This window comes from Bradyrhizobium sp. USDA 4506 (genome assembly GCF_054058795.1).
Genome location: NZ_JBSSBM010000002.1, coordinates 4592900 through 4612191 on the forward strand (window position 1 = coordinate 4592900; position 19292 = coordinate 4612191).

The 19292-nt window shown below is 65.6% G+C and carries 15 protein-coding genes; 7 read left to right on the forward strand and 8 right to left on the reverse strand.

The features are described 5' to 3' along the window. Positions 1–20: 20 nt before the first annotated feature. Positions 21–608 carry a TetR/AcrR family transcriptional regulator gene (locus tag ACVIHF_RS24045; protein ID WP_456792659.1) on the forward strand — a complete coding sequence of 196 codons (588 nt, stop codon included), beginning with the start codon at positions 21–23 and terminating at the stop codon, positions 606–608. 46 nt (positions 609–654) lie between these two features. Here the strand turns inward: ACVIHF_RS24045 and ACVIHF_RS24050 are convergent, their stop codons facing one another. Next, positions 655–2919 carry a spermidine synthase gene (locus ACVIHF_RS24050; RefSeq protein WP_456792660.1) on the reverse strand — a complete coding sequence of 755 codons (2265 nt, stop codon included), beginning with the start codon at positions 2917–2919 and terminating at the stop codon, positions 655–657. Between the two features lie 177 nt (positions 2920–3096). Here ACVIHF_RS24050 and ACVIHF_RS24055 point away from each other — a divergent pair, with 177 nt between their 5' ends. Beyond that, on the forward strand, positions 3097–4698 hold the full coding sequence (locus ACVIHF_RS24055; RefSeq protein ID WP_456792661.1) for a phytoene desaturase family protein: 1602 nt from the start codon (positions 3097–3099) through the stop codon (positions 4696–4698). Between the two features lie 262 nt (positions 4699–4960). On the opposite strand, the gene ACVIHF_RS24060 is transcribed toward ACVIHF_RS24055, so the two are convergent. Further along, a complete protein-coding gene (locus ACVIHF_RS24060) occupies positions 4961–5125 on the reverse strand; it encodes a Flp family type IVb pilin (protein ID WP_016841571.1) in 165 nt (54 codons plus the stop codon). A 170-nt stretch (positions 5126–5295) separates the two neighbouring features. Between ACVIHF_RS24060 and ACVIHF_RS24065 the strand changes: the two genes are divergently transcribed. Then, positions 5296–6180: a 50S ribosomal protein L11 methyltransferase gene (locus ACVIHF_RS24065; RefSeq protein ID WP_456792662.1), complete on the forward strand. Its 885-nt coding sequence runs from the start codon at positions 5296–5298 to the stop codon at positions 6178–6180. Then, positions 6177–6683, forward strand: coding sequence for a hypothetical protein (locus ACVIHF_RS24070; RefSeq protein WP_456779580.1), 507 nt, complete (start codon positions 6177–6179; stop codon positions 6681–6683). Before ACVIHF_RS24065 ends, ACVIHF_RS24070 begins: the two co-directional genes overlap by 4 nt. An 18-nt stretch (positions 6684–6701) precedes the next feature. Here the strand turns inward: ACVIHF_RS24070 and ACVIHF_RS24075 are convergent, their stop codons facing one another. Continuing rightward, positions 6702–6887: a hypothetical protein gene (locus ACVIHF_RS24075; protein ID WP_253607564.1), complete on the reverse strand. Its 186-nt coding sequence runs from the start codon at positions 6885–6887 to the stop codon at positions 6702–6704. 190 nt (positions 6888–7077) lie between these two features. On the opposite strand from ACVIHF_RS24075, the gene ACVIHF_RS24080 reads away from it, so the two are divergent. Together ACVIHF_RS24080 and ACVIHF_RS24085 are read left to right on the forward strand one after the other, a co-directional pair. Continuing rightward, the gene (locus ACVIHF_RS24080) at positions 7078–8907 is read left to right on the forward strand and encodes an aminopeptidase P family protein (protein WP_456792663.1); all 1830 of its coding nucleotides are present in this window, start codon (positions 7078–7080) and stop codon (positions 8905–8907) included. Positions 8908–9211: 304 nt separating this feature from the next. Continuing rightward, the gene (locus tag ACVIHF_RS24085) at positions 9212–10489 is read left to right on the forward strand and encodes a multidrug effflux MFS transporter (RefSeq protein ID WP_456792664.1); all 1278 of its coding nucleotides are present in this window, start codon (positions 9212–9214) and stop codon (positions 10487–10489) included. Positions 10490–10606: 117 nt separating this feature from the next. On the opposite strand, the gene ligA is transcribed toward ACVIHF_RS24085, so the two are convergent. Then, positions 10607–12757 carry an NAD-dependent DNA ligase LigA gene (ligA, locus tag ACVIHF_RS24090; RefSeq protein WP_456792665.1) on the reverse strand — a complete coding sequence of 717 codons (2151 nt, stop codon included), beginning with the start codon at positions 12755–12757 and terminating at the stop codon, positions 10607–10609. Positions 12758–12881: 124 nt separating this feature from the next. On the opposite strand from ligA, the gene ACVIHF_RS24095 reads away from it, so the two are divergent. Continuing rightward, positions 12882–13169: a GIY-YIG nuclease family protein gene (locus tag ACVIHF_RS24095; RefSeq protein ID WP_057015104.1), complete on the forward strand. Its 288-nt coding sequence runs from the start codon at positions 12882–12884 to the stop codon at positions 13167–13169. A 95-nt stretch (positions 13170–13264) separates the two neighbouring features. Here the strand turns inward: ACVIHF_RS24095 and recN are convergent, their stop codons facing one another. The 4 genes from recN to ftsZ form a co-directional block, all read right to left on the reverse strand. Then, complete coding sequence (recN, locus tag ACVIHF_RS24100; protein ID WP_456779578.1) at positions 13265–14938, reverse strand: DNA repair protein RecN; 1674 nt, start codon at positions 14936–14938, stop codon at positions 13265–13267. Positions 14939–14951: 13 nt separating this feature from the next. Further along, positions 14952–15860: an outer membrane protein assembly factor BamD gene (locus ACVIHF_RS24105; protein ID WP_028332540.1), complete on the reverse strand. Its 909-nt coding sequence runs from the start codon at positions 15858–15860 to the stop codon at positions 14952–14954. A gap of 258 nt (positions 15861–16118) precedes the next feature. Beyond that, positions 16119–17081 carry a UDP-3-O-acyl-N-acetylglucosamine deacetylase gene (gene lpxC / locus ACVIHF_RS24110; RefSeq protein ID WP_168858441.1) on the reverse strand — a complete coding sequence of 321 codons (963 nt, stop codon included), beginning with the start codon at positions 17079–17081 and terminating at the stop codon, positions 16119–16121. 350 nt (positions 17082–17431) lie between these two features. After that, positions 17432–19222, reverse strand: coding sequence for a cell division protein FtsZ (gene ftsZ / locus ACVIHF_RS24115; RefSeq protein WP_092088690.1), 1791 nt, complete (start codon positions 19220–19222; stop codon positions 17432–17434). Between the last annotated feature and the right edge of the window lie 70 nt (positions 19223–19292).

Below are 19292 nucleotides of genomic sequence, written 5' to 3' on the forward strand. Positions count from 1 at the left end.
TACTGGAAGGTAGGCATAACGTGAACGTGATGATTTCGACTTCTGAAAAAATTCTCGACGTCGCGCAGCCCCTCATCGTCGCCGGGGGCTACAACGGCTTCAGCTATGCCGACATCTCCGATGCCATCGGCATCCGGAAGGCGAGCATCCACCATCACTTCCCGACCAAGGCCGAGCTGGTCTCGGCGCTGGTGGATCGCTACCGGCAGCAGACCGCGCTGGGCCTGAAGTTGCTTCAGGAGCAATTCGCGAGCCCGACCGACCAACTGCAGGCTTACGTGAACTTCTGGCAGGCGTGCATCGGCGATGCCTCGCTGCCGTTCTGCGTCTGCGCGATGCTTGCCGGCGAGATGCCGATGTTGCCGGACGAGATCGCATCGCGCGTCCGCGCCCATTTCCGTCATCTCGCAGGATGGCTGACATCGGTGCTGCAGGCCGGCGCGGAACAGCATCTGTTCCGGCTGGATCAGCGGCCGGACGAAGAGGCCCAGATGCTGATGGCGTCGGTCCACGGCGCGATGCTCTCTGCGAGGGCTTTCGACGATCCCAATCTGTTCGCCGCAATCGTCAAGCCCCAGTTCGCCAGACTGCTGGTAGCCGATCGCTAGAGAATTATCGCGCGGAAGCCGCCGCGATTGGCTCGGCTTGCAGGTCCTACTGCTCGCCGTCGCGCAGTCGGCGGTACACTGCACCCAGCACGTTCGAATAGTCGTCGGTCCAGACCCGTTGCTTCTCGTCGGCTTCGGTCTCGGTCCAGACATCAGACGATGCGAGCTTGCCGACGTCTTCCTCCTCGCGCGCGGAGACCACGACCGAGGTCGAGAAGATGTACTCGTTGTCGCGGCCGGAATCCTCGCTGTAGACCCAGCTCTTCATGTCGTTGGCGTCGGCGATGCCGACCACGACGCTGGCAAGCTCGAGGTGGCGGTTGGAGACGTGCATCACGACGGCGCCCTGCGGCGCCAGCTTCTCCTTGTAGATCGCCATCGCCTCCTCGGTCGCGAGATGGATCGGGATCGCGTCCGACGAATAGGCGTCGACGATGATCAGATCGTAGGCGCCGTCCGGCTCCTTGGCGAAGGTCAGCCGCGCGTCGCCGATGACAGGCTTGAGGTTCGGCTCGCAGTTCTGGATGTAGGTGAAGTATTTCGGATCGCGCGCGGTATCGACCATCGATTGGTCGATCTCGAAGAAGCGCCAGTCCTCGCCGGGGGCCGACGCGCAGGTCAGCGTCCCCGAACCGAGCCCGATCACCGCCACTTTCAGCGGCGCGCCCTTGCGCTCGCGGATTGCAGTGATCGCCCGCCCGATGCCGCCATCCTTGTAATAGTAGCTGATCGGTTCGGGCTTTCCGGCGACCGGCGTGCCGTCATCGTTCTTGAACTTCTCGGCGCCATGGATCGTGGTGCCGTGCATCAGCACGTGATACTGCCCGTTCGGCGTCACCACGATCTTGTGCACGCCGAAGAAGCTGCGCACGGTTTCGACGCGGCCGTCGTCGGATGGATAGGCGCGCAGCACCACCAACGCGACCACGACGGTGGCGAAGATCTTCCAGCGATTGGCGTTCAGCGCGAGCGCAAGCAGCGCCGAGAGCACGCCGACCGCGCCGATCACCCAGACCCGGTGCACGTCGAACCAGTTGAAGATGTTGCCGGCCGAATAGCTCGGCGCGATCAGCGCCACCGCCAGCACCGCAAGGAACGGCCAGTACCAGGCGCTCCAGCGCGGCAGCCGCTCCGCGCCGCCGGGCGGACGGCATAGCGCCGCGAGCGCCAGCAGGATCGGATATTCGGCGACCCACGAGAAAGTAAAAGGCGCAATAAGCCCCGCGAACAGGCCGCCGACCATGCCACCGAACGACAGCGCGACGTAGAAGCCGGTGAGATATTTCGCCGCCGGGCGGGTGCGCGCGAGCTCGCCATGACAGGCCATCGCGATGATGAAGAAACAGAGCTGATGGCCGCCGAGCGTGAGCAGCAGGTTCTGCTCGCCGCCGACCGCAAGCAGGATCACGACGCCGGCAATCGCCAGCGGCTGCGCCCGCAGCATCCATTTGTGCGGCAATAGCGGCCGCGACTGGAACACCAGCACCCAGGTCAAGAGATACAGCGACAGCGGCAGCACCCACAGCAGGGGCGCGGCGGCGACGTCGGTCGAGATATGCGCCGTCACCGCGATCAAGAGGCCGGACGGCACCGCGGCGAGGAAGATCCAGCGCGCCCGCAGCGGCCAGGACGGCGCCGGCGCATTGGCGTCATCGACCTGCATGTCGAGCGCGGCGGCATTGGCCGGCGACCGCAACAGCAGCATGCCGCAACTCGCGATCAGAATGATCAGCAGACCATAACCACCGGTCCAGATCAGGTTCTGGGTGCGCAACGTGAACATCGGCTCGAGCAGCACCGGATAGGACAAGAGCGCGAGGAAGCTGCCGATGTTCGAGGATGCGTAGAGGAAATACGGATCGGGACCATTGGGATGTCCGGTGCGCACGAACCAGGCCTGCAGCAGCGGATTGTTGGCAGCGAGCGCGAAGAACGGCAGGCCGATCGAAACCGCGAACAGGCCGAGCAGCCAGACCGCATAGCCGGACGTCGGCGGCTCGCCCCAGCCGCTCCTGATCGCCAGCGGCAAGGTCAGCAGCGCGACGACGAGCAGCACCAGATGCACCGCGACCGGCGCAATACGGCCGTTCAGCTTCATCAAGAGATGCGCATAGGCGTAGCCGCCGAGCAGCAGCGACTGGAAGAACACCATCGCCACCGACCACACCGCCGGCGAGCCGCCGAGCCGCGGCAGCACCATCTTGGTGAACAGCGGCTGCACCGAGAACAGCAACAGGGCGCTGACGAAGATCGCGGCGGTGTAGACAACCAGCACCAGCCGGTTGCGCGAGGCGGTCGGCTCAGACGTCATGAAAGCTCCGGCATGGACCCGGCGGGCGCCGGAGGCGGACAGTCCGGTGGCACCCCACCGGAGGATTTCAGTTGAGCATACGGCACTATCACGGACAAGAAACGGCGGTCACGCGGACTTGACGACGCGGCGCTGCGGCGCCACAGCAGGCTGTAATCACTGCTTCTTGAAGCGGACATGAACGAAACAGACGTCGTTATCATCGGTGCGGGGCACAACGGCCTCACCTGCGCGGCCTATCTCGCGATGGCCGGGCTGCGCGTGAAGGTCGTGGAACGCCGCAAGGTAGTCGGCGGCGCCGCGGTCACCGAAGAATTTTGTCCGGGCTTCCGCAACTCCGTCGCCGCCTACACGGTGAGCCTGCTCAATCCGCAGATCATCTCTGACCTGAAACTTGCCGATCACGGCCTCCGGATCGTCGAGCGGCGCGCGCAGAACTTCCTCCCCTCGCCCGACGGCAGCTATTTGCTGACGGGCGAAGGCCGGACCCGGGAGTCGGTCGAAAAGCTCAGCCAAAAGGACGCGGCCGCAATCAGCGTGTTCTCAGGGGAACTCGAAGCCATCGCAGACGTGCTGCGGCAATTCGTGCTGCGCGCACCGCCGAACCTCGTCGAGGGCTTTGGCATCGGCGCGATCAGCGAGGCCTTCAACGCGCTCGGCACCGCCAACATCCTGCGCCGGCTGTCGCTGGAACAGCAGCGCAATCTGCTCGACCTGTTCACGCGATCGGCCGGCGAGATGCTCGACGAGCGCTTCGAGAACGACCTCGTCAAGGCGCTGTTCGGCTTCGATGCCATCGTCGGCAATTATGCCAGCCCCTACGCGGCCGGCTCGGCCTATGTGATGCTGCACCATGCGTTCGGCGAGGTGAACGGCAAGAAGGGCGTCTGGGGCCACGCGACCGGCGGCATGGGCGCGATCACCCAGGCGATGGCGCGTGCCGCGCGCAGCCATGGCGTCGAGATCGAAACCGATGCTGCCGTCCGCGAGGTGATCGTCGAGAAGGAGCGCGCCGTCGGCGTCGTCCTCGACAATGACAAGACCGTGCGCGCCAAATACGTCGTCTCGAACGTCAATCCGAAGCTGCTGTACACACGCCTGGTACCGGAAGGCGCATTGGCGCCCGAGTTTCGCGCGCGCATCTCCCGATGGCGGAACGGGTCCGGCACGTTCAGGATGAATGTGGCGCTAAGCGCCCTGCCCTCGTTCAGCGCGCTGCCCGGCCCGGGCGATCACCTCACGGCGGGGATCATCATCGCTCCGAGCCTCGGCTACATGGATCGCGCCTGGCGCGATGCGCGCGAATTCGGCTGGAGCCGCGCCCCGGTCGTCGAGGTGCTGATCCCCTCGACGCTCGACGACAGCCTGAGCCCGCCGGGCCAGCATGTCGCGAGCCTGTTCTGCCAGCACGTCGCGCCGCAACTACCCGACGGCAGATCGTGGGACGATCATCGCGAAGAGGTCGCCGATCTGATGATCGCAACCGTCGACCACTACGCGCCCGGGTTCGCAGGCAGCGTGATCGGCCGCCAGATCCTGTCGCCGCTCGACCTCGAGCGGCAATTCGGCCTGCTCGGCGGCGACATCTTTCACGGCGCGCTGACATTGAACCAATTGTTCTCGGCACGGCCGATGCTCGGCCATGCCGACTATCGCGGACCGCTGAAGGGTCTCTACCATTGCGGTTCCGGCGCCCATCCCGGCGGCGGCGTCACCGGCGCCCCCGGCCACAATGCCGCGCGGGCCATCCTGGCCGACCATCGCGCGCTGTTCTCGTAGACGACACACCGCGCGCCGCGGGACAAGCTGTGGACAGGCGTGTTGAGAAGCTGTGGGCCTGCGGTGGACGGCGGCCTTGCCTCAAGACGGGATAACCGGTGGACGCCACTGTGGACCGGCTGTGCGACCGACGCTCACAATCCCGGGAAAACGCAGTTGATGTCTTGTCGACAAGCTGCGTGTGGCTCTGTGGACAATCGGTCAAAAAGAAACACCGAGCGACATGTCGCCCGGTGCTTCCCTGAGAACGCCGTTCGAGAAATTACTTCAGCGAGCCGCTGATCGAGTTGAAGGTCCCGCTCAGTGCCGTGCCGACGCCATTCACCGCAGCGATGATGGCGATGGCGATACCGGTTGCGATCAGTCCGTATTCGATGGCGGTCGCGCCGGATTCATTCCGCAAAAACTTAACGATAAAAGCCTTCATTGCAGCCCTGCCCTTGGTTGTGATGCCTTGGAACGAAGGGTGTTCCCAGTTCCGCCACCCTAGTAGTACGGCAACATCTAAGGTTGTCTGAACCGGGAACCTCTCAATTCTCGCGATATTCGATTGAATCCGGCTTGAAATTTTAACAAAAACCGCGCTACCGGCCTCCGATGACCCCGTCCACACACCGCGCCAGCGTCACCCTTCCAGATGAATCGACCGCAAAGCGCGTGGTAGATGCGCTTTCCGAGGTGTTTTTCGAGGATCAGGCGGCGTTTGCGGCCTTCGAGCGACCGGATGGCCGCTGGGACGTCACCGTCCATTTTGCCGAGCCGCCGGACCAAAATTTACTGCGCGAACTGGTTGGCCAGGTGCTGCGGCAGGATGTCGCATCGACTTTAGTTTTTGATACCGTGGAGGCCAAGGACTGGGTCAAGGCCAGCCTGGAGGATCTTGTCCCGGTCGCGGCCGGCCGCTTTATCGTCCACGGCCAGCATGACCGGCACCGGATACCCCCCAACAAGCTCGGGATCGAGATCGAGGCGGCGCTGGCCTTCGGCACCGGCCATCACGGCACCACCCGCGGCTGCCTGCTGCTGCTCGACCACGTGCTGAAGGCGTATCAGCCCCGCCGCGTGCTGGATCTCGGTACCGGGACCGGCGTGCTGGCGATCGCCGCCGCCAAGGCGCTGCACGGCAAGGTGCTGGGGAGCGACATCGACGCGCCGTCGGTCAGGGTCGCCGAGGAGAATGCCCGGCTGAACGGCGCCGGCGATCTGGTGGACGTGATCCGCGCCACCGGCTTTGCCGCTCCGCGCTTCGCCGAGGACGGTCCGTTCGACCTGGTGCTCGCCAACATCCTCGCCAATCCGCTGCGGCAGCTGGCCGGCCCGATGGCGCGTCACCTCGCCTCGTCGGCGCAGGTCATTCTCTCGGGCCTGCTGACGCACCAGGCGCCGGCGGTCATCGCCGCCTACCGCGCCCGCGGGCTGGTGCCGCTGCGGCATCTGAAGATCGAGGGCTGGAGCAGCCTGCTGCTGCGCTCCGTGAAGTGACCGCGACCGGCAGACAGTGCGGCGACTGCACGCTCTGCTGCAAGGTGATGGCGATCGAGGAACTGGCCAAGCCCGCCAACACGTGGTGCCCGCATTGCAAACCGGGGCGCGGCTGCCGGACCTATCCGGGGCGGCCTATGGAATGCCGCTCGTTCAGCTGCGTCTGGCTGGCGAACGAGCTGCTGGAGGAGCACTGGAAGCCTTCCAGGTCGAAGCTCGTCCTGACCACGTCGGAAGATGGTCTTGAGGTCAGATGCGATCCGGGCTTCCCCGACGCCTGGCGCAAAGAGCCGTTTTGCAACGAGCTCAGGGAATGGGCGATCTCCGGCGAGACGCTCGACATGACCGTCGTCGTGATCGCCGGCCAGCGCATGACGCTCGTGACGCCCGAGCGCGAATTCGATCTCGGCATCGTCGGCCCCGATGAGCGGATCGTGCGCGAGCTCGAGGACGGCAAGGTCGTCAATGTGACCGTGGCGAAGGCATCCGATCTGGAACGGTAGCCGCGATCCGCGGGTTGTTTATTTGGGCGCTGGCGAATCGCTACGGTTGGTCTCGACCTTGTCCTGACCGGCCGCACGCTTGGCGCGCGCCTCGACAAGGCGGTCCAGCATCTGGACGATGACGCCGCGCTGCTTCTGTTCGACCGGCGCGATCGGGCCGCGGCGGACCGGCGGCGAGATCTTCTCAAACGTGAATGCAGGCATCGTGCATCTCCTCACCGTTGAGTTGAGACACTCCTGGACACTCCCCGTACGCTTGACCGTTGACGTGCAGTGGACATCGTCCGGCCAATTCCACTATGCCATATTCAAGCATAAGTTATGCCAAAAATATGGTCATGCTTGACCGCGCTCGCGCGAAGGTCATGCTCCATCCGAAGAGAGTGCGACGGCGATGTTCGAAGCCCATTTCCAGACGTTCGAAGAGCCCGAAGGCGGCGTGGCGCTGGCTGCCCGCTTGAGCGCGCTGCGCGAGGAGCTGGCGCGGCGCAAGCTGACCGGATTCGTGGTTCCGCGCGCCGATCAGCAGCAGAATGAATATGTCGCGGCCTCCGAGGAGCGGCTCGCCTGGCTGACGGGCTTCACCGGATCGGCCGGGCTCGCGATCGTGCTGAGCAAGGAGGCCGCCCTGTTCGTCGACGGCCGCTACACGCTGCAGGCCGGCAAGCAGGTTGACCGCAAGGCCTGGCAGGTCGAGCCGCTGGTCGAGCCGCCGCCGGAGCACTGGCTGACCCGGCATCTGGCGGCCGGCGACCGCCTAGGATTTGACCCCTGGCTGCACACTTCTGCGGCAGCCGAACGGCTGGCCGCGGCCTGCGCCAAGGCCGGCGCGGAACTGGTCGCCGTCGACGGCAATCCGCTCGATGCGATCTGGCACGAGCGGCCGGCACCGCCGCTCGGTCCGGTTACGATCCACGGCGCGCAGTTTTCCGGGGAGATCGAAGCCGAGAAGCTCAAGCGCATCCGCCTCGAGATCAACAAGCTCGGCGTCGACGCGCTGGTGCTGTCCGACAGCCACGCGGTGGCCTGGACCTTCAACATCCGCGGCGCCGACGTCTCGCATACGCCGCTGCCGCTGTCCTATGCGCTGGTACCGAAGGAAGGCCGGCCGCTGGTGTTCATCGATCAGCGCAAGCTGTCCAACTCGACACGCGACCATCTCGAGCAATCGGCCGATGTCGAGCAGCCCGCGGCGCTGGCGGCAAAACTCACCGAGCTCGCCAAGCGCGGCGCCTCGATCGCGCTCGACAACGCGACCGCAGCCGACGCCCTGAGCCGCCTGATCGCGGGTGCCGGCGGCAAGCCGGTGCGCGGCAGCGATCCGGTCAGCCTCTTGAAGGCGGTCAAGAACGTCACCGAGATCGAGGGCACGCGCACGGCGCATCAGCGCGACGCGGTGGCGCTGGTGCGTTTCCTCGCCTGGATCGATCGCGAGGCGCCCTCCGGCAGCCTCACCGAGATCGACACCGTCGAGGCGCTGGAGACGTTCCGCCGCCAGACCGGCGCGCTGAAGGACGTCTCCTTCCCGACCATCGCCGGCACCGGGCCGAACGGCGCCATCGTGCACTACCGTGTGACGCGCAAGAGCAACCGCCGCATCGAGCCCGGCGATCTCCTGCTGATCGATTCCGGCGCGCAATATGAGGACGGCACCACCGACGTCACCCGCACCATCGCGATCGGCAAGCCGACCGACGAGATGCGCGACCGCTTCACCCGCGTGCTGCGCGGCCATATCGCGATCGCCCGCGCGATCTTCCCCGACGGCACCACCGGCGCGCAGCTCGACACGCTGGCGCGGCAATATCTCTGGCAGGCCGGGATTGATTTCGAGCACGGCACCGGCCACGGCGTCGGCAGCTATCTCAGCGTCCATGAAGGGCCGGCGCGGATTTCCAAGCTCGGCACCACGCCGCTGAAGCGCGGCATGATCCTGTCGAACGAGCCCGGCTACTACAAGACCGACGCCTACGGCATAAGGATCGAGAACCTCGAGCTCGTGATCGGCACCGACATTGCCGGCGCCGAGAGGCCGATCAATGCATTCGAGACGCTGACGCTGGCGCCGATCGATCGCCGCCTGATCGAGGTCAGCATGCTGAGCCCGGACGAGTTAAGCTGGCTCAACGACTACCACGCCCGCGTCGCGCATGTGGTGCGGCCGCATCTCGACGACAACGCCACCAAGCTGTGGCTGGACGAGGCAACGGCGGCGCTGAAGTAGCGGCGCGCCCAGGCATCCGCACGCTCGACGTCGTCCCCCCCCAACGCTCTGTGTCATCCCTCGCGAAAGCGGGGGATCCAGTACGCCGCGGCCTATCAATTCAAATACGCCTGCCTCTGGAGTACTGGGTCCCCGCTTTCGCCGAGGACGACAGCGGAATTCGCAGCTGACGACAGAGCGTTTATTGCGCGAGACGAAACATCGTCACCGCGTCTCCTGAAATCGCATGGGCGTATGCCGAAACACCCGTATTCCGCGCGGACGGGCACGCTACAGTCTTTCCACAATGCTGGATCGGACCTGAATGCACGGCGTGATGGGCAAGCCGCCCGGCGCGGCCAAAGACAACATCGCGACATCGAAGGTCATGCTGCTGATGCTCGTCGTGATGACGGGCGTGGCGCCGATCTCGCTCTACATGCTGGTGCCGGCGCTGCCGGTGCTGGCGACCACCTTCGGCCGCGACATCTCTATCGCGCAGATGACCGTGTCGCTCTACATGGTCGGCATCGCGCTTTCACAGCTGATCATGGGGCCGCTGTCCGACAGGTTCGGCCGTCGGCCGGTGCTGCTCGCGGGCCTCGGCCTGATGGTCGTGGCCGGCGTCGGCTCGGTGTTCGCCGAGACCCTGCCGCAACTGATCGCGGCGCGCTTCTTCCAGGCGCTCGGCGGCGCCAGCGGCATGGTGATCAGCCGTGCCATCATCCGCGATCTCTATCCGCGCGAGCGGGTCGGCGCCATGATCAGCCTCGTCGTCGCCGCATTGATGATCGCGCAGATGGTGAGCCCGCTGACCGGCGGCCTGCTGGAGACCGCATTCGGCTGGCGCGCGATCCTCTATCTCATCACCGCGGCGTCGCTGATCACCACGATCTTCATCGCGTTGGCGCTGCCGGAAACCCGCCGCGACCGCGCCGAGAGCAGCAGCTTTCGCGGCGACCTCGGCAAGCTGATGACGAGCCGCGCCTTCGTCGGCTATCTATTGTGCCAGGTATTGGCGTCGCAGATCATCTTCGCCTTCGCCGGCGGCGGCCCTTACATCGTGGTGACCCAGATGGGCCGGACCAGCGCCGAGTATGGCGCGTGGTTCGCGATGACGGGGTTCGGCTACTTCGTCGGCAATCTCTTGTGCGTGCGCTTCGCGCCGCGGCACTCGCTGGAGAAACTGATCTGGTTCGGCCTCGCGCTGCAGGTCGGCAGCAGCCTGCTGAACCTGGTCTGGAGTTTTACCGGAGTAAACCAGGCCCCGCTCTGGCTGTTCGGCACCCAGATGATCGTGATGATCGCCAACGCCTTCGTGATGGCCAATTCCGCCGCCGGCGCCATCAGCATCCGGCCCGAAGCCGCCGGCACCGCCTCGGGCGCCATGGGGTTCCTGCAGCAGGGCATCGGCTCGCTGATCTCGCAATTCGGCGCCTATCTCGGCGGCCACTCCACCACGACGCTGCCGCTGACCGCGGCGATCTTCGCGATCTCGATCGCCTGCGCCTGCACCATGATCTTCGTCGTGCCGCGGCGGAAGGTGGTGGTGAGCGAAGAGCTGATCGCGCAGACCGAGGAGGATGAGCAGGGGATGATGTGAGCAGTTCGTCATTCCGGGGCGATGCGCAGCATCGAACCCGGAATCTCGAGATTCCCCGGTGCGCAATCGCGCACCTGGGGTTCGCCTCTTCGAGGCGCCCCGGAATGACGGACAACCCTACTCCCCGATCAGCTTCAGCCACTCGTCCTCGGTGAGCACCTGGACGCCGTGCTTCTGCGCTTCGGCAAGCTTCGAGCCGGCGCCCGGCCCCGCGACGACATAGTCGGTCTTCTTCGACACCGAGCCGGCCGCCTTGGCGCCCAGCCGCTCGGCCCTCGCCTTGGCCTCGTCACGTGTCATCTTTTCGAGCGATCCGGTGAACACCACGGTCTTGCCGGCCACCGCCGAATTGCTCTTCGGCTTCTCGGCGTCGATGATCTCGTCGAGCTCGCCGGTCAGCCGCTCGACGATGCCGCGATTGTGGCTCTCGCCGAAATAGTCGGCGATGCTCCTGATCACGGTGTCGCCGATCTGGTCGAGCGCATCCATCTCCGCCATCGCTTCCTCGTCGCCCTTGGCGACCTTGAGGCAGGCCTCGTGGAACGCGTCCCAGGAACCATAGCCGCGCGCCAGTGCCAGCGCGGTGGTCTCGCCGACATGGCGCATGCCGAGTGCGTAGATGAAGCGCTCCAGGCCAATCCTGCGGCGGCTGTCGATCGCGGCGAACAGATTGCGCACCGAGGTCTCACCGTAGCCTTCGATGTCCTCCAGCTTCAGCTTCGCGTTGCGCTTTTGCAGCGTGAAGATATCAGCCGGCTCCTTGACCCATCCCTCGTCGAAGAAATATTGCAACTGCTTCACGCCGAGACCGTCGATGTCGAAGGCGCGGCGCGACACGAACAGAATGAGGTGTTCGACCTTCTGGAACGGACAGGCGAACTCGCCGGTGCAGCGGGCGCGCGAGCCCTCCTCGCCGGCCGCGGTCTCCTCGCGCACCACGTCGGTGTGCAGCGGGCACGGGCACTTCTTCGGGAAGTGGAACTCCTTCGCGCTCTTCGGCCGCTTGTCGATCACGACGTCGACGACCTGCGGGATCACGTCGCCGGCGCGCTGGATCACCACGGTGTCGCCGATCCTGATGTCGCGCCCCTCGCGCAGCACCTCGCCCTTGTTGCCGATGCCCTTGATGTAGTCCTCGTTGTGCAGCGTGACGTTCTGCACGATCACGCCGCCGACACCGACCGGCTCGAGCTTGCCGACCGGCGTGAATGAGCCGGTGCGCCCGACCTGGATCTCGATGTCGCGTAGCACCGTCATGGCGCGCTCGGCCGGGAATTTGTGCGCGATCGCCCAGCGCGGCGTGCGCGACACGAAGCCGAGCCGCTCCTGCCAGTCGATGCGATCGACCTTGTAGACGACGCCGTCGATGTCGTAGTCGAGCTCGGCGCGCTGCTCCTCGATCTTGCGATGGAACGCGATCAGCTCCTCGACCGAGTGGCACAGCTTGGTCAATGGATTGGTCTTGAAACCGCACCGCTCGAACCAGTGGATCATGCCGGTCTGGGTATCCGCGGGCATGGCGCTCATCTCGCCCCAGGCATAGGCGAAGAAGCCGAGCGGCCGCGAGGCGGTGATGGTCGGATCCTTCTGCCGCAGCGAGCCGGCCGCCGAATTGCGCGGATTGGCGAAGATGGTGTCGCCGGCCGCCTTCTGCCGCTCGTTGAGCGCGAGGAACGCCTTCTTGGTCATGTAGACCTCGCCGCGCACCTCGCAGATGTCAGGCACGTCGCGGCCCTTCAGCTTCTGCGGCACGTCCTCGAGCGTGCGGATGTTGGCGGTAACGTCCTCGCCCTCGGCGCCGTCGCCGCGGGTTGCCGCGGTGACGAGTTCGCCGCCCTCGTAGCGCAGCGACATCGAGAGCCCGTCGATCTTCGGCTCGGCCGAGAAATCGATCTTGTCATCCGGCAGCTTGAGGAAGCGCGTGATGCGCCCGACGAAATCGACCACGTCGGCTTCCGCGAACGCGTTGTCGAGCGACAGCATCGGCAGCGAATGGCGAACCTTCCGGAAGCGCCCCGACGGCGCGGCGCCGACCTTCTGCGACGGCGATTCCGCGGTGACGAATTCAGGAAAGCGCTTCTCGATCGCATTGTAGCGCTGCCGCAGCGCGTCGTATTCGGCGTCGGTGACGCTCGGCGCATCGTCCTGATAGTAGCGCTTGTCGTGACCTTCGAGCTCGAGCGCAAGGCGCATCAACTCGACCTTGGCCTGGGCCTTGGTGAGCTTGTCGACGTCGGAGAGTTCTTTCTTTTTTGCTGCTTTAGCCATGCGACGGGCGCGCTATAGTTTTTCGTCATTCCGGGGCGGTCCGTCAGGACCGAACCCGGAATCTCGAGATTCCGGGTTCGATGCTTCGCATCGCCCCGGAATGACTGTGTGGGAAATGGGGCTCATGTCGTACTACGTGTACATTCTAGCAAGTCGACGAGACGGAGCAATCTATGTTGGGATCACCAACGATCTCGTGCGGCGGGTCTACGAACATCGAATGAAGGCCGTCCCAGGCTTCACGTCCAAATACAACATCACGCAGCTGGTTTGGTTCGAAATCTACGACGACCCGATCTCCGCGATATCACGCGAGAAGGAGCTCAAGAAGTGGAAGCGAGCCTGGAAGACGCAATTGATCGAAGCGAGCAATCCGCAGTGGAATGACTTGTACGAGTCGATCTGTACCTGAGGTGGTCATTCCGGGGCATCGCGCAGCGATGAACCCGGAATCTCGAGATTCCGGGTTCGATGCTTCGCATCGCCCCGGAATGACGAGGGGAGAGATTACGCTGTCGCCGCCCGGAGCAGCCGTTCCGCGGCCGCCCTCGCCTCCGCGGTGATCTCGGCGCCGGCCAGCATGCGCGCGATCTCCTCGCGGCGGTGGTCGGCGGCGAGCGCGTTGACGCGGGTGGCGACCCGCTTGCCCTTGTCGAGCGCGTCCTTGGAGATCAGGAGATGCTGGCTGGCGCGGGCGGCGACCTGCGGCGCGTGTGTCACCGCCATCACCTGCACCTTGCCGGCAAGGCGCGCCAGCCGCGAGCCGATCGCATCGGCCACCGCGCCGCCGACGCCGGTGTCGATTTCGTCGAACACCAAGGTCGGCGCCGAGCCGCGATCGGCCAGCACGACCTTCAGTGCCAGCAGGAAGCGCGACAGTTCGCCGCCGGAGGCGACCTTCATCATCGGCCCCGGCTTGGTGCCCGGATTGGTCTGCACCCAGAACTCGACACGGTCGATGCCCTGCGGCCCCGGCGCGGCCGCGTTGCTCTCGACCTGGGTCATGAACTTCGCGCGCTCGAGCTTGAGCGGCGCAAGCTCGGCGTTGACGGCCTTGTTGAGCTTCTCGGCGGCCTTGGTGCGCGCCGCCGACAGTTTGGCGGCAGCCGCCGCATAGCGCTTGTCGGCTTCACCGGCGGCCGCTTCCAGCTTCTTCAGCTGGTCGGCGCCGGCATCGATCAGCGCGACGTCGCCGGCATATTGCGCCGCCAGCGCAGCCAGCAGATCGACCGGCGTCGAATATTTACGCGAGGCGGCGCGCAGCGCGAACAGCCGCTCCTCGATGCGCTCCAGCTCGGCCGGATCGAAATCGGTCGCCGCCAGCGCAGCGTTGAGGTGCTGGTCGGCCTCTTCCAGCGCGTTGATCGCAATGTCGATCGCCTTGACCGCGGGCTCGATCAGCGAAGGCGCATTGGCGGCGCGCCGCTCCAGCCGCCGTACCGCGGCCGACAGCGACGCCACCGGCGAATGCGAGCCGCCGATCGCCTCCTGCGCCTCGCGCAGATCGGTTGCGATCTTCTCGCCCTGCATCATGGTGGTGCGGCGACCCGCGAGCTCGGTCTCCTCACCTTCCTTCGGCGCCAGCGTCTTCAATTCCTGCGAGGCATGGCGCAGATAGTCCGCCTCGCGCGCGGCGCGCTCCATGCCGGCGCGATGCTCGTCGAGATCGGCATTGGCGGTCCGCCTGATATCCCACAACGCTTCCAGCGCCGCGACCTCCTTCTCGTGTCCGGCGAAGGCGTCGAGCAGCTGGCGGTGGGTGGAGGCGTCGACCAGCGCGCGCTCGTCATGCTGGCCGTGGATCTCGACCAGCGCGGCACCGACCGCCTTCAGGGTCTGCACGCTGATCGCCTGATCGTTGATGAAGGCGCGGGTGCGGCCGTCGGCGAGCTGCACGCGGCGCAGGATCATCTCACCGGTGTCGTCGAGGCCGTTCTCGGCCAGGATGCCGGCCGCCGGATGCCCCTTCGGGACGTCGAACATGGCGGTGACCTGCCCCTGTTCGGCGCCGTGGCGCACCAGTCCGGCATCGCCGCGGCCGCCGAGCGCCAGCGCAAAGGCATCGAGCAGGATGGATTTGCCTGCGCCGGTTTCGCCGGTCAGCACCGCGAGGCCACGGGAAAATTCGATATCGAGCCGTTCGATCAGGACGATGTCACGGATCGACAGACGCGCCAGCATGCGAGGACAATTCCTAGCCGAGACCTATCTTCTTGAAGGTCCTGCTGATCCAGGATCCCTGATTCTCGCTCGGCTCGAGACCGCCGGACTTTACTAGATTATATGCGTCCTTGTACCAGCGGCTGTCTGGAAAATTGTGGCCTAGCACCGCGGCCGCGGTCTGCGCCTCGCCGGCGATGCCGATCGCCATGTAGGCCTCGGTGAGGCGGTACAGCGCCTCCTCGACGTGGCGCGTGGTTTGGTACTGCGTGACCACGGTCTTGAAGCGGTTGATCGCGGCGGTGAAGTCGCGCTTGCCCATGTAATAGCGCCCGACCGCCATTTCCTTGCCGGCGAGCTGGTCTCGCGCAGCCTGGATCTTGGACTTGGCCTGGGTGGCGTATTCCGAGGTCGGATATTTGCGGACCACCTCTTCGAGCGCCGCGATCGCCTTCTCGGTGCGGCTCTGGTCGCGCGAGATGTCCGGGATCTGGTCGAAATGCGAGGCCGCGATCAGGTACTGGGCGTAGGACGCGTCCGGGCTGCCGGGATGCAGCGTGACGTAGCGGGTGGCAGAGCCGATGCAGCTGTCGTAGTCGCCTGCCTGGTAGAACGAATAGGCCGACATCAAGAGCGACTTGCGCGCCCAGTCGGAATAGGGATGCTGACGGTCGACTTCCTCGAACTTCTTCGACGCGGCCTTCAGGTCCTTCTTCTCGTTCATCATGTACAAGCCCTCATTGTAGAGCTTGTCCGCGGGCTCATCGACGAAGGTGTCGTCCTTGGCCATGAACTTGTCCCACAGCGCGCCGGTGCCGCAGCCGCTGAGCGGCATGGCCAGCACAATCAGGCCCGCCGCAAAACGCAGCGTGCGCGCGGCCTTGGTCAGGCCGGAGACGTCAGAAGAATTGCGTGATTCGAGCGCCATACGCATTGCCGACATGAATTGTAAAACCTGACGCCTTTGATGCGGTTAACGGCGACCCCACTCCACCCATGAACCGCGGTCATGGATGCAATATTTCCAGTGCCTTGACTGCCGTTACTCGCAACCGCAGGCCTGCTTAGCCGAAAAATGACCGTGGACCAACCGAATACGGAGCCATTCCGCCGGGAATAAGGCGACCCGGCGAAGCTCACAGCCTGCTGTGGTTATTACGGAAATTGGGCCCGACCGGCTAGGCGATCAGGACTTGGGCGATCAGGACACGTCCGGGCCATAGGCCGGGGCGACGAGGCCGCCCACGGTGCCTGCACCGGCTTCGACATGGCCACGGGCCGGCCGCCGAGCCGTCTCCGATTCGACCACCCGCCAGGCGCTGCGGTCGGCGAGCAGCGCCTTCAGCACCGCGTTGTTGAGCTTGTGGCCGCCCCGTACCGAACGGTAGCTGCCGAGCAGCGGCAGGCCGGCCAGCGCCAGATCGCCGATCACGTCGAGCACCTTGTGGCGGGCGCATTCGTCGGCGTAGCGCAGGCCCTCGGCGTTGAGCAGACGGGCCTCGTCGAACACCACGGTGTTGTCGAAGGACGCGCCGAGCGCGAAGCCTGCACCCCACAGCCGCGCCACGTCGCTCATGCAGCCGAACGTGCGGGCACGGGCAACCTCGCGGCGGAAACCTTCCGGCGACAGATCGAAGGTGAAGGTCTGGCGGCCAATCACCTGGTTGGTGAAATCGATCTCGACTTCGGTGCGGAACCCGCCGGCGAACGGACGCAACTCGCCAACCGATTCGCCGATCTTGACCTGCACCGGCTTCAAAACCTGGATGAAGCGGCGGACACCGGGCTGGGTCACAATCCCGGCCTGATCGATCGCCGCGACGAACGCTGCAGCGCTCCCGTCCATGATCGGAACTTCGGCGCCGTCGACTTCGATGGTGGCGTTGTCGACGCCCATGCCGCGCAGCGCCGCGAGCACGTGCTCGGCGGTCGAAACCAGCGGCCCTTCGCGGTCACCCAGCACCGTCGCGAACTCGGTCGCGATCACCGCATCGGCGGTGGCCACGACTTCGCGGTCGGAACCGTCGAGACCGGTGCGGACAAAAATAAAACCCGCATCAACAGGTGCAGGTCCCATGGTGAGACTGACAGGAAGACCGGAATGAACGCCTACGCCAGTCACGGTGGCTTGCGACCGAAGCGTTGTTTGACGGCTGAACTTCATTCGATAATGCCCACTACCCGACTTCACTCAATTCAAGTGGCCAAATTTCCCCAAGGCCGACTCGCTTGAGCTCCCCAAGTCACGGCAGACCATAGTCACGGCCCTAAACCGCGCCAACTCACGCTTCTTTACCGATTGTTACCCCATCTCCGCCGCATTCACGCCCAAGGTAAACCAAACTACGGCAGCGAAAGCGGTCCTCGGCGACGCGCCATCTGACCACCGAAAGAATAATTAATCATTTAAAATCAGTTGCTTGTTCATCCGGCGCGATCGCCTGCCCGCGACAAGGAAAAGGCCCCGGCGGTTCCCCGCCGAGGCCTTCTTCGTGGCCAAGATTGTAACAAACTTCAGTTTGCCTGCCGGCGCAGGAAGGCCGGGATATCAAGATGGTCGTCGCCCTGTGGCGCTGGGGCAACAGGTGCCTGGCGGCCATGAGCGTCCAGACCCTGCGGCGCAGGGCGCTTTGCATATTCGGATACCGGCGATTCGTTCGCCGAAATCTGCTGGGCGACGCTTCGGGCCGGCTTGCGCTCGGGCAGTGGCGGCATCGTCGGCATGGCCGGACCGGAAGAACGGGCCGCGATCGGCGGCTCGGTCTCCTCGTCGCGGCGGCCGAGGCCGACATTGGCCAACCGCTGCAGCAGCGACAGGCGGGTCTTCTGCGGGTGTTCCGGTTCGCCGTCACCGCTGGCCTGGCGGATTTCGGCCTGCGCCGGCATCGGCAGATCCTCGAACTTCGGCATCCGCGGAGCACGGACCGGCGACCGTTCCGCCGCCTGCGGGATGAAGGTCTCGGGCGGCATCGGCTCATGCTGCTCGGCCCGGGCGGCCTCGTGGTCCGGGAACAGCGAGGGCTTCTGGGCAATCGGCCGCACGGTGACGTCACCGTAGGAGGCCGGCTGCATCGGCGCCTGGGCAGCCGGCGCGCTGTCGGGAGCAACCGCGGCGGCGATCGCCGCAAGCGCGGCGCGCTCGACGGCCGGACGCTGCTGCGGAGCGGCGGGAGCTGCAATCGGGGCGACCGTCACGCCGGTCGGCGGTTCCAGCTTCTGGGCACGTTCGGCCATGCGCTGATTGTCGGCACGCAGGCGGGCGGTCAGATCGGCCAGCCGGCTCTCCGGCGAACCGCCCGACTGCTGCGCGGCGGGAGCCTGGGCGCGGGAGGCGATCGCCGCCTGCTCGATACCGGTTGCGACCACCGAGACGCGAATGACGCCGTCGAGCGATTCGTCGAAGGTGGCGCCGACGATGATGTTGGCGTCGGCGTCGACCTCCTCGCGGATGCGGGTGGCGGCTTCGTCGACCTCGAACAGGGTCAGGTCCTTGCCGCCCGTGATCGAGATCAAGAGGCCGCGGGCGCCCTTCATCGAGCTGTCGTCGATCAGCGGGTTGGCGATCGCCGCTTCCGCGGCGGTCAGCGCGCGCTTCTCGCCGGTGGCTTCGCCGGTGCCCATCATCGCCTTGCCCATTTCACGCATCACGGCGCGGACGTCGGCGAAGTCGAGGTTGATCAGACCTTCCTTGACCATCAGGTCGGTGATGCAGGCGACGCCCGAGTACAGCACCTGGTCGGCCATCGCGAAGGCGTCGGCGAAGGTGGTCTTCTCGTTGGCGACCCGGAACAGGTTCTGGTTCGGAATGATCAGCAGCGTGTCGACCACCTTGTGCAGCTCGGCGATGCCGTGCTCGGCGGTGCGCATGCGGCGCTGACCTTCGAAGTGGAACGGCTTCGTCACCACGCCGACGGTGAGGATTCCCATCTCGCGAGCGGCCTTGGCGATCACGGGTGCAGCACCGGTGCCGGTGCCGCCGCCCATGCCGGCGGTGACGAACACCATGTTGGCGCCGGTGAGGTGATCGCGCAGCTCGTCCATGACCTCCTGCGCGGCCGCAGCGCCGACGTCGGGCTGCGAACCGGCGCCGAGGCCCTGGGTGACCTGGGTGCCCATCTGCACGATGCGCTGCGCCTTCGACATGGTCAGCGCCTGCGCGTCGGTGTTGGCGACGACGAAGTCGACGCCCTGCAACCCGGCGGTGATCATGTTGTTGACGGCATTACCACCCGCGCCACCGACGCCGAAGACGGTGATCCGCGGTTTCAGCTCGCTGATGTCAGGGGGTGTCAGATTGAGTGCCATGGTTGCCTCTCTCGATTATGCGCGCGTTGGTTCGTCCCGGCCGCTGGCCGCCGGAGCTGGTGAAAATGCA

What these genes read in the sequence shown, in the direction of transcription:
- ACVIHF_RS24105 (WP_028332540.1), bottom strand. Translation starts at nt 15,860, where the DNA reads ATGTCGGCAATGCGTATGGCGCTCGAATCACGCAATTCTTCTGACGTC.
- ACVIHF_RS24050 (WP_456792660.1), bottom strand. Translation starts at nt 2,919, where the DNA reads ATGACGTCTGAGCCGACCGCCTCGCGCAACCGGCTGGTGCTGGTTGTC.
- ACVIHF_RS24095 (WP_057015104.1), top strand. Translation starts at nt 12,882, where the DNA reads ATGTCGTACTACGTGTACATTCTAGCAAGTCGACGAGACGGAGCAATC.
- ACVIHF_RS24060 (WP_016841571.1), bottom strand. Translation starts at nt 5,125, where the DNA reads ATGAAGGCTTTTATCGTTAAGTTTTTGCGGAATGAATCCGGCGCGACC.
- ACVIHF_RS24075 (WP_253607564.1), bottom strand. Translation starts at nt 6,887, where the DNA reads ATGCCTGCATTCACGTTTGAGAAGATCTCGCCGCCGGTCCGCCGCGGC.
- recN (WP_456779578.1), bottom strand. Translation starts at nt 14,938, where the DNA reads ATGCTGGCGCGTCTGTCGATCCGTGACATCGTCCTGATCGAACGGCTC.
- ligA (WP_456792665.1), bottom strand. Translation starts at nt 12,757, where the DNA reads ATGGCTAAAGCAGCAAAAAAGAAAGAACTCTCCGACGTCGACAAGCTC.
- lpxC (WP_168858441.1), bottom strand. Translation starts at nt 17,081, where the DNA reads ATGAAGTTCAGCCGTCAAACAACGCTTCGGTCGCAAGCCACCGTGACT.
- ftsZ (WP_092088690.1), bottom strand. Translation starts at nt 19,222, where the DNA reads ATGGCACTCAATCTGACACCCCCTGACATCAGCGAGCTGAAACCGCGG.
- ACVIHF_RS24065 (WP_456792662.1), top strand. Translation starts at nt 5,296, where the DNA reads ATGACCCCGTCCACACACCGCGCCAGCGTCACCCTTCCAGATGAATCG.
- ACVIHF_RS24055 (WP_456792661.1), top strand. Translation starts at nt 3,097, where the DNA reads ATGAACGAAACAGACGTCGTTATCATCGGTGCGGGGCACAACGGCCTC.
- ACVIHF_RS24085 (WP_456792664.1), top strand. Translation starts at nt 9,212, where the DNA reads ATGCACGGCGTGATGGGCAAGCCGCCCGGCGCGGCCAAAGACAACATC.
- ACVIHF_RS24080 (WP_456792663.1), top strand. Translation starts at nt 7,078, where the DNA reads ATGTTCGAAGCCCATTTCCAGACGTTCGAAGAGCCCGAAGGCGGCGTG.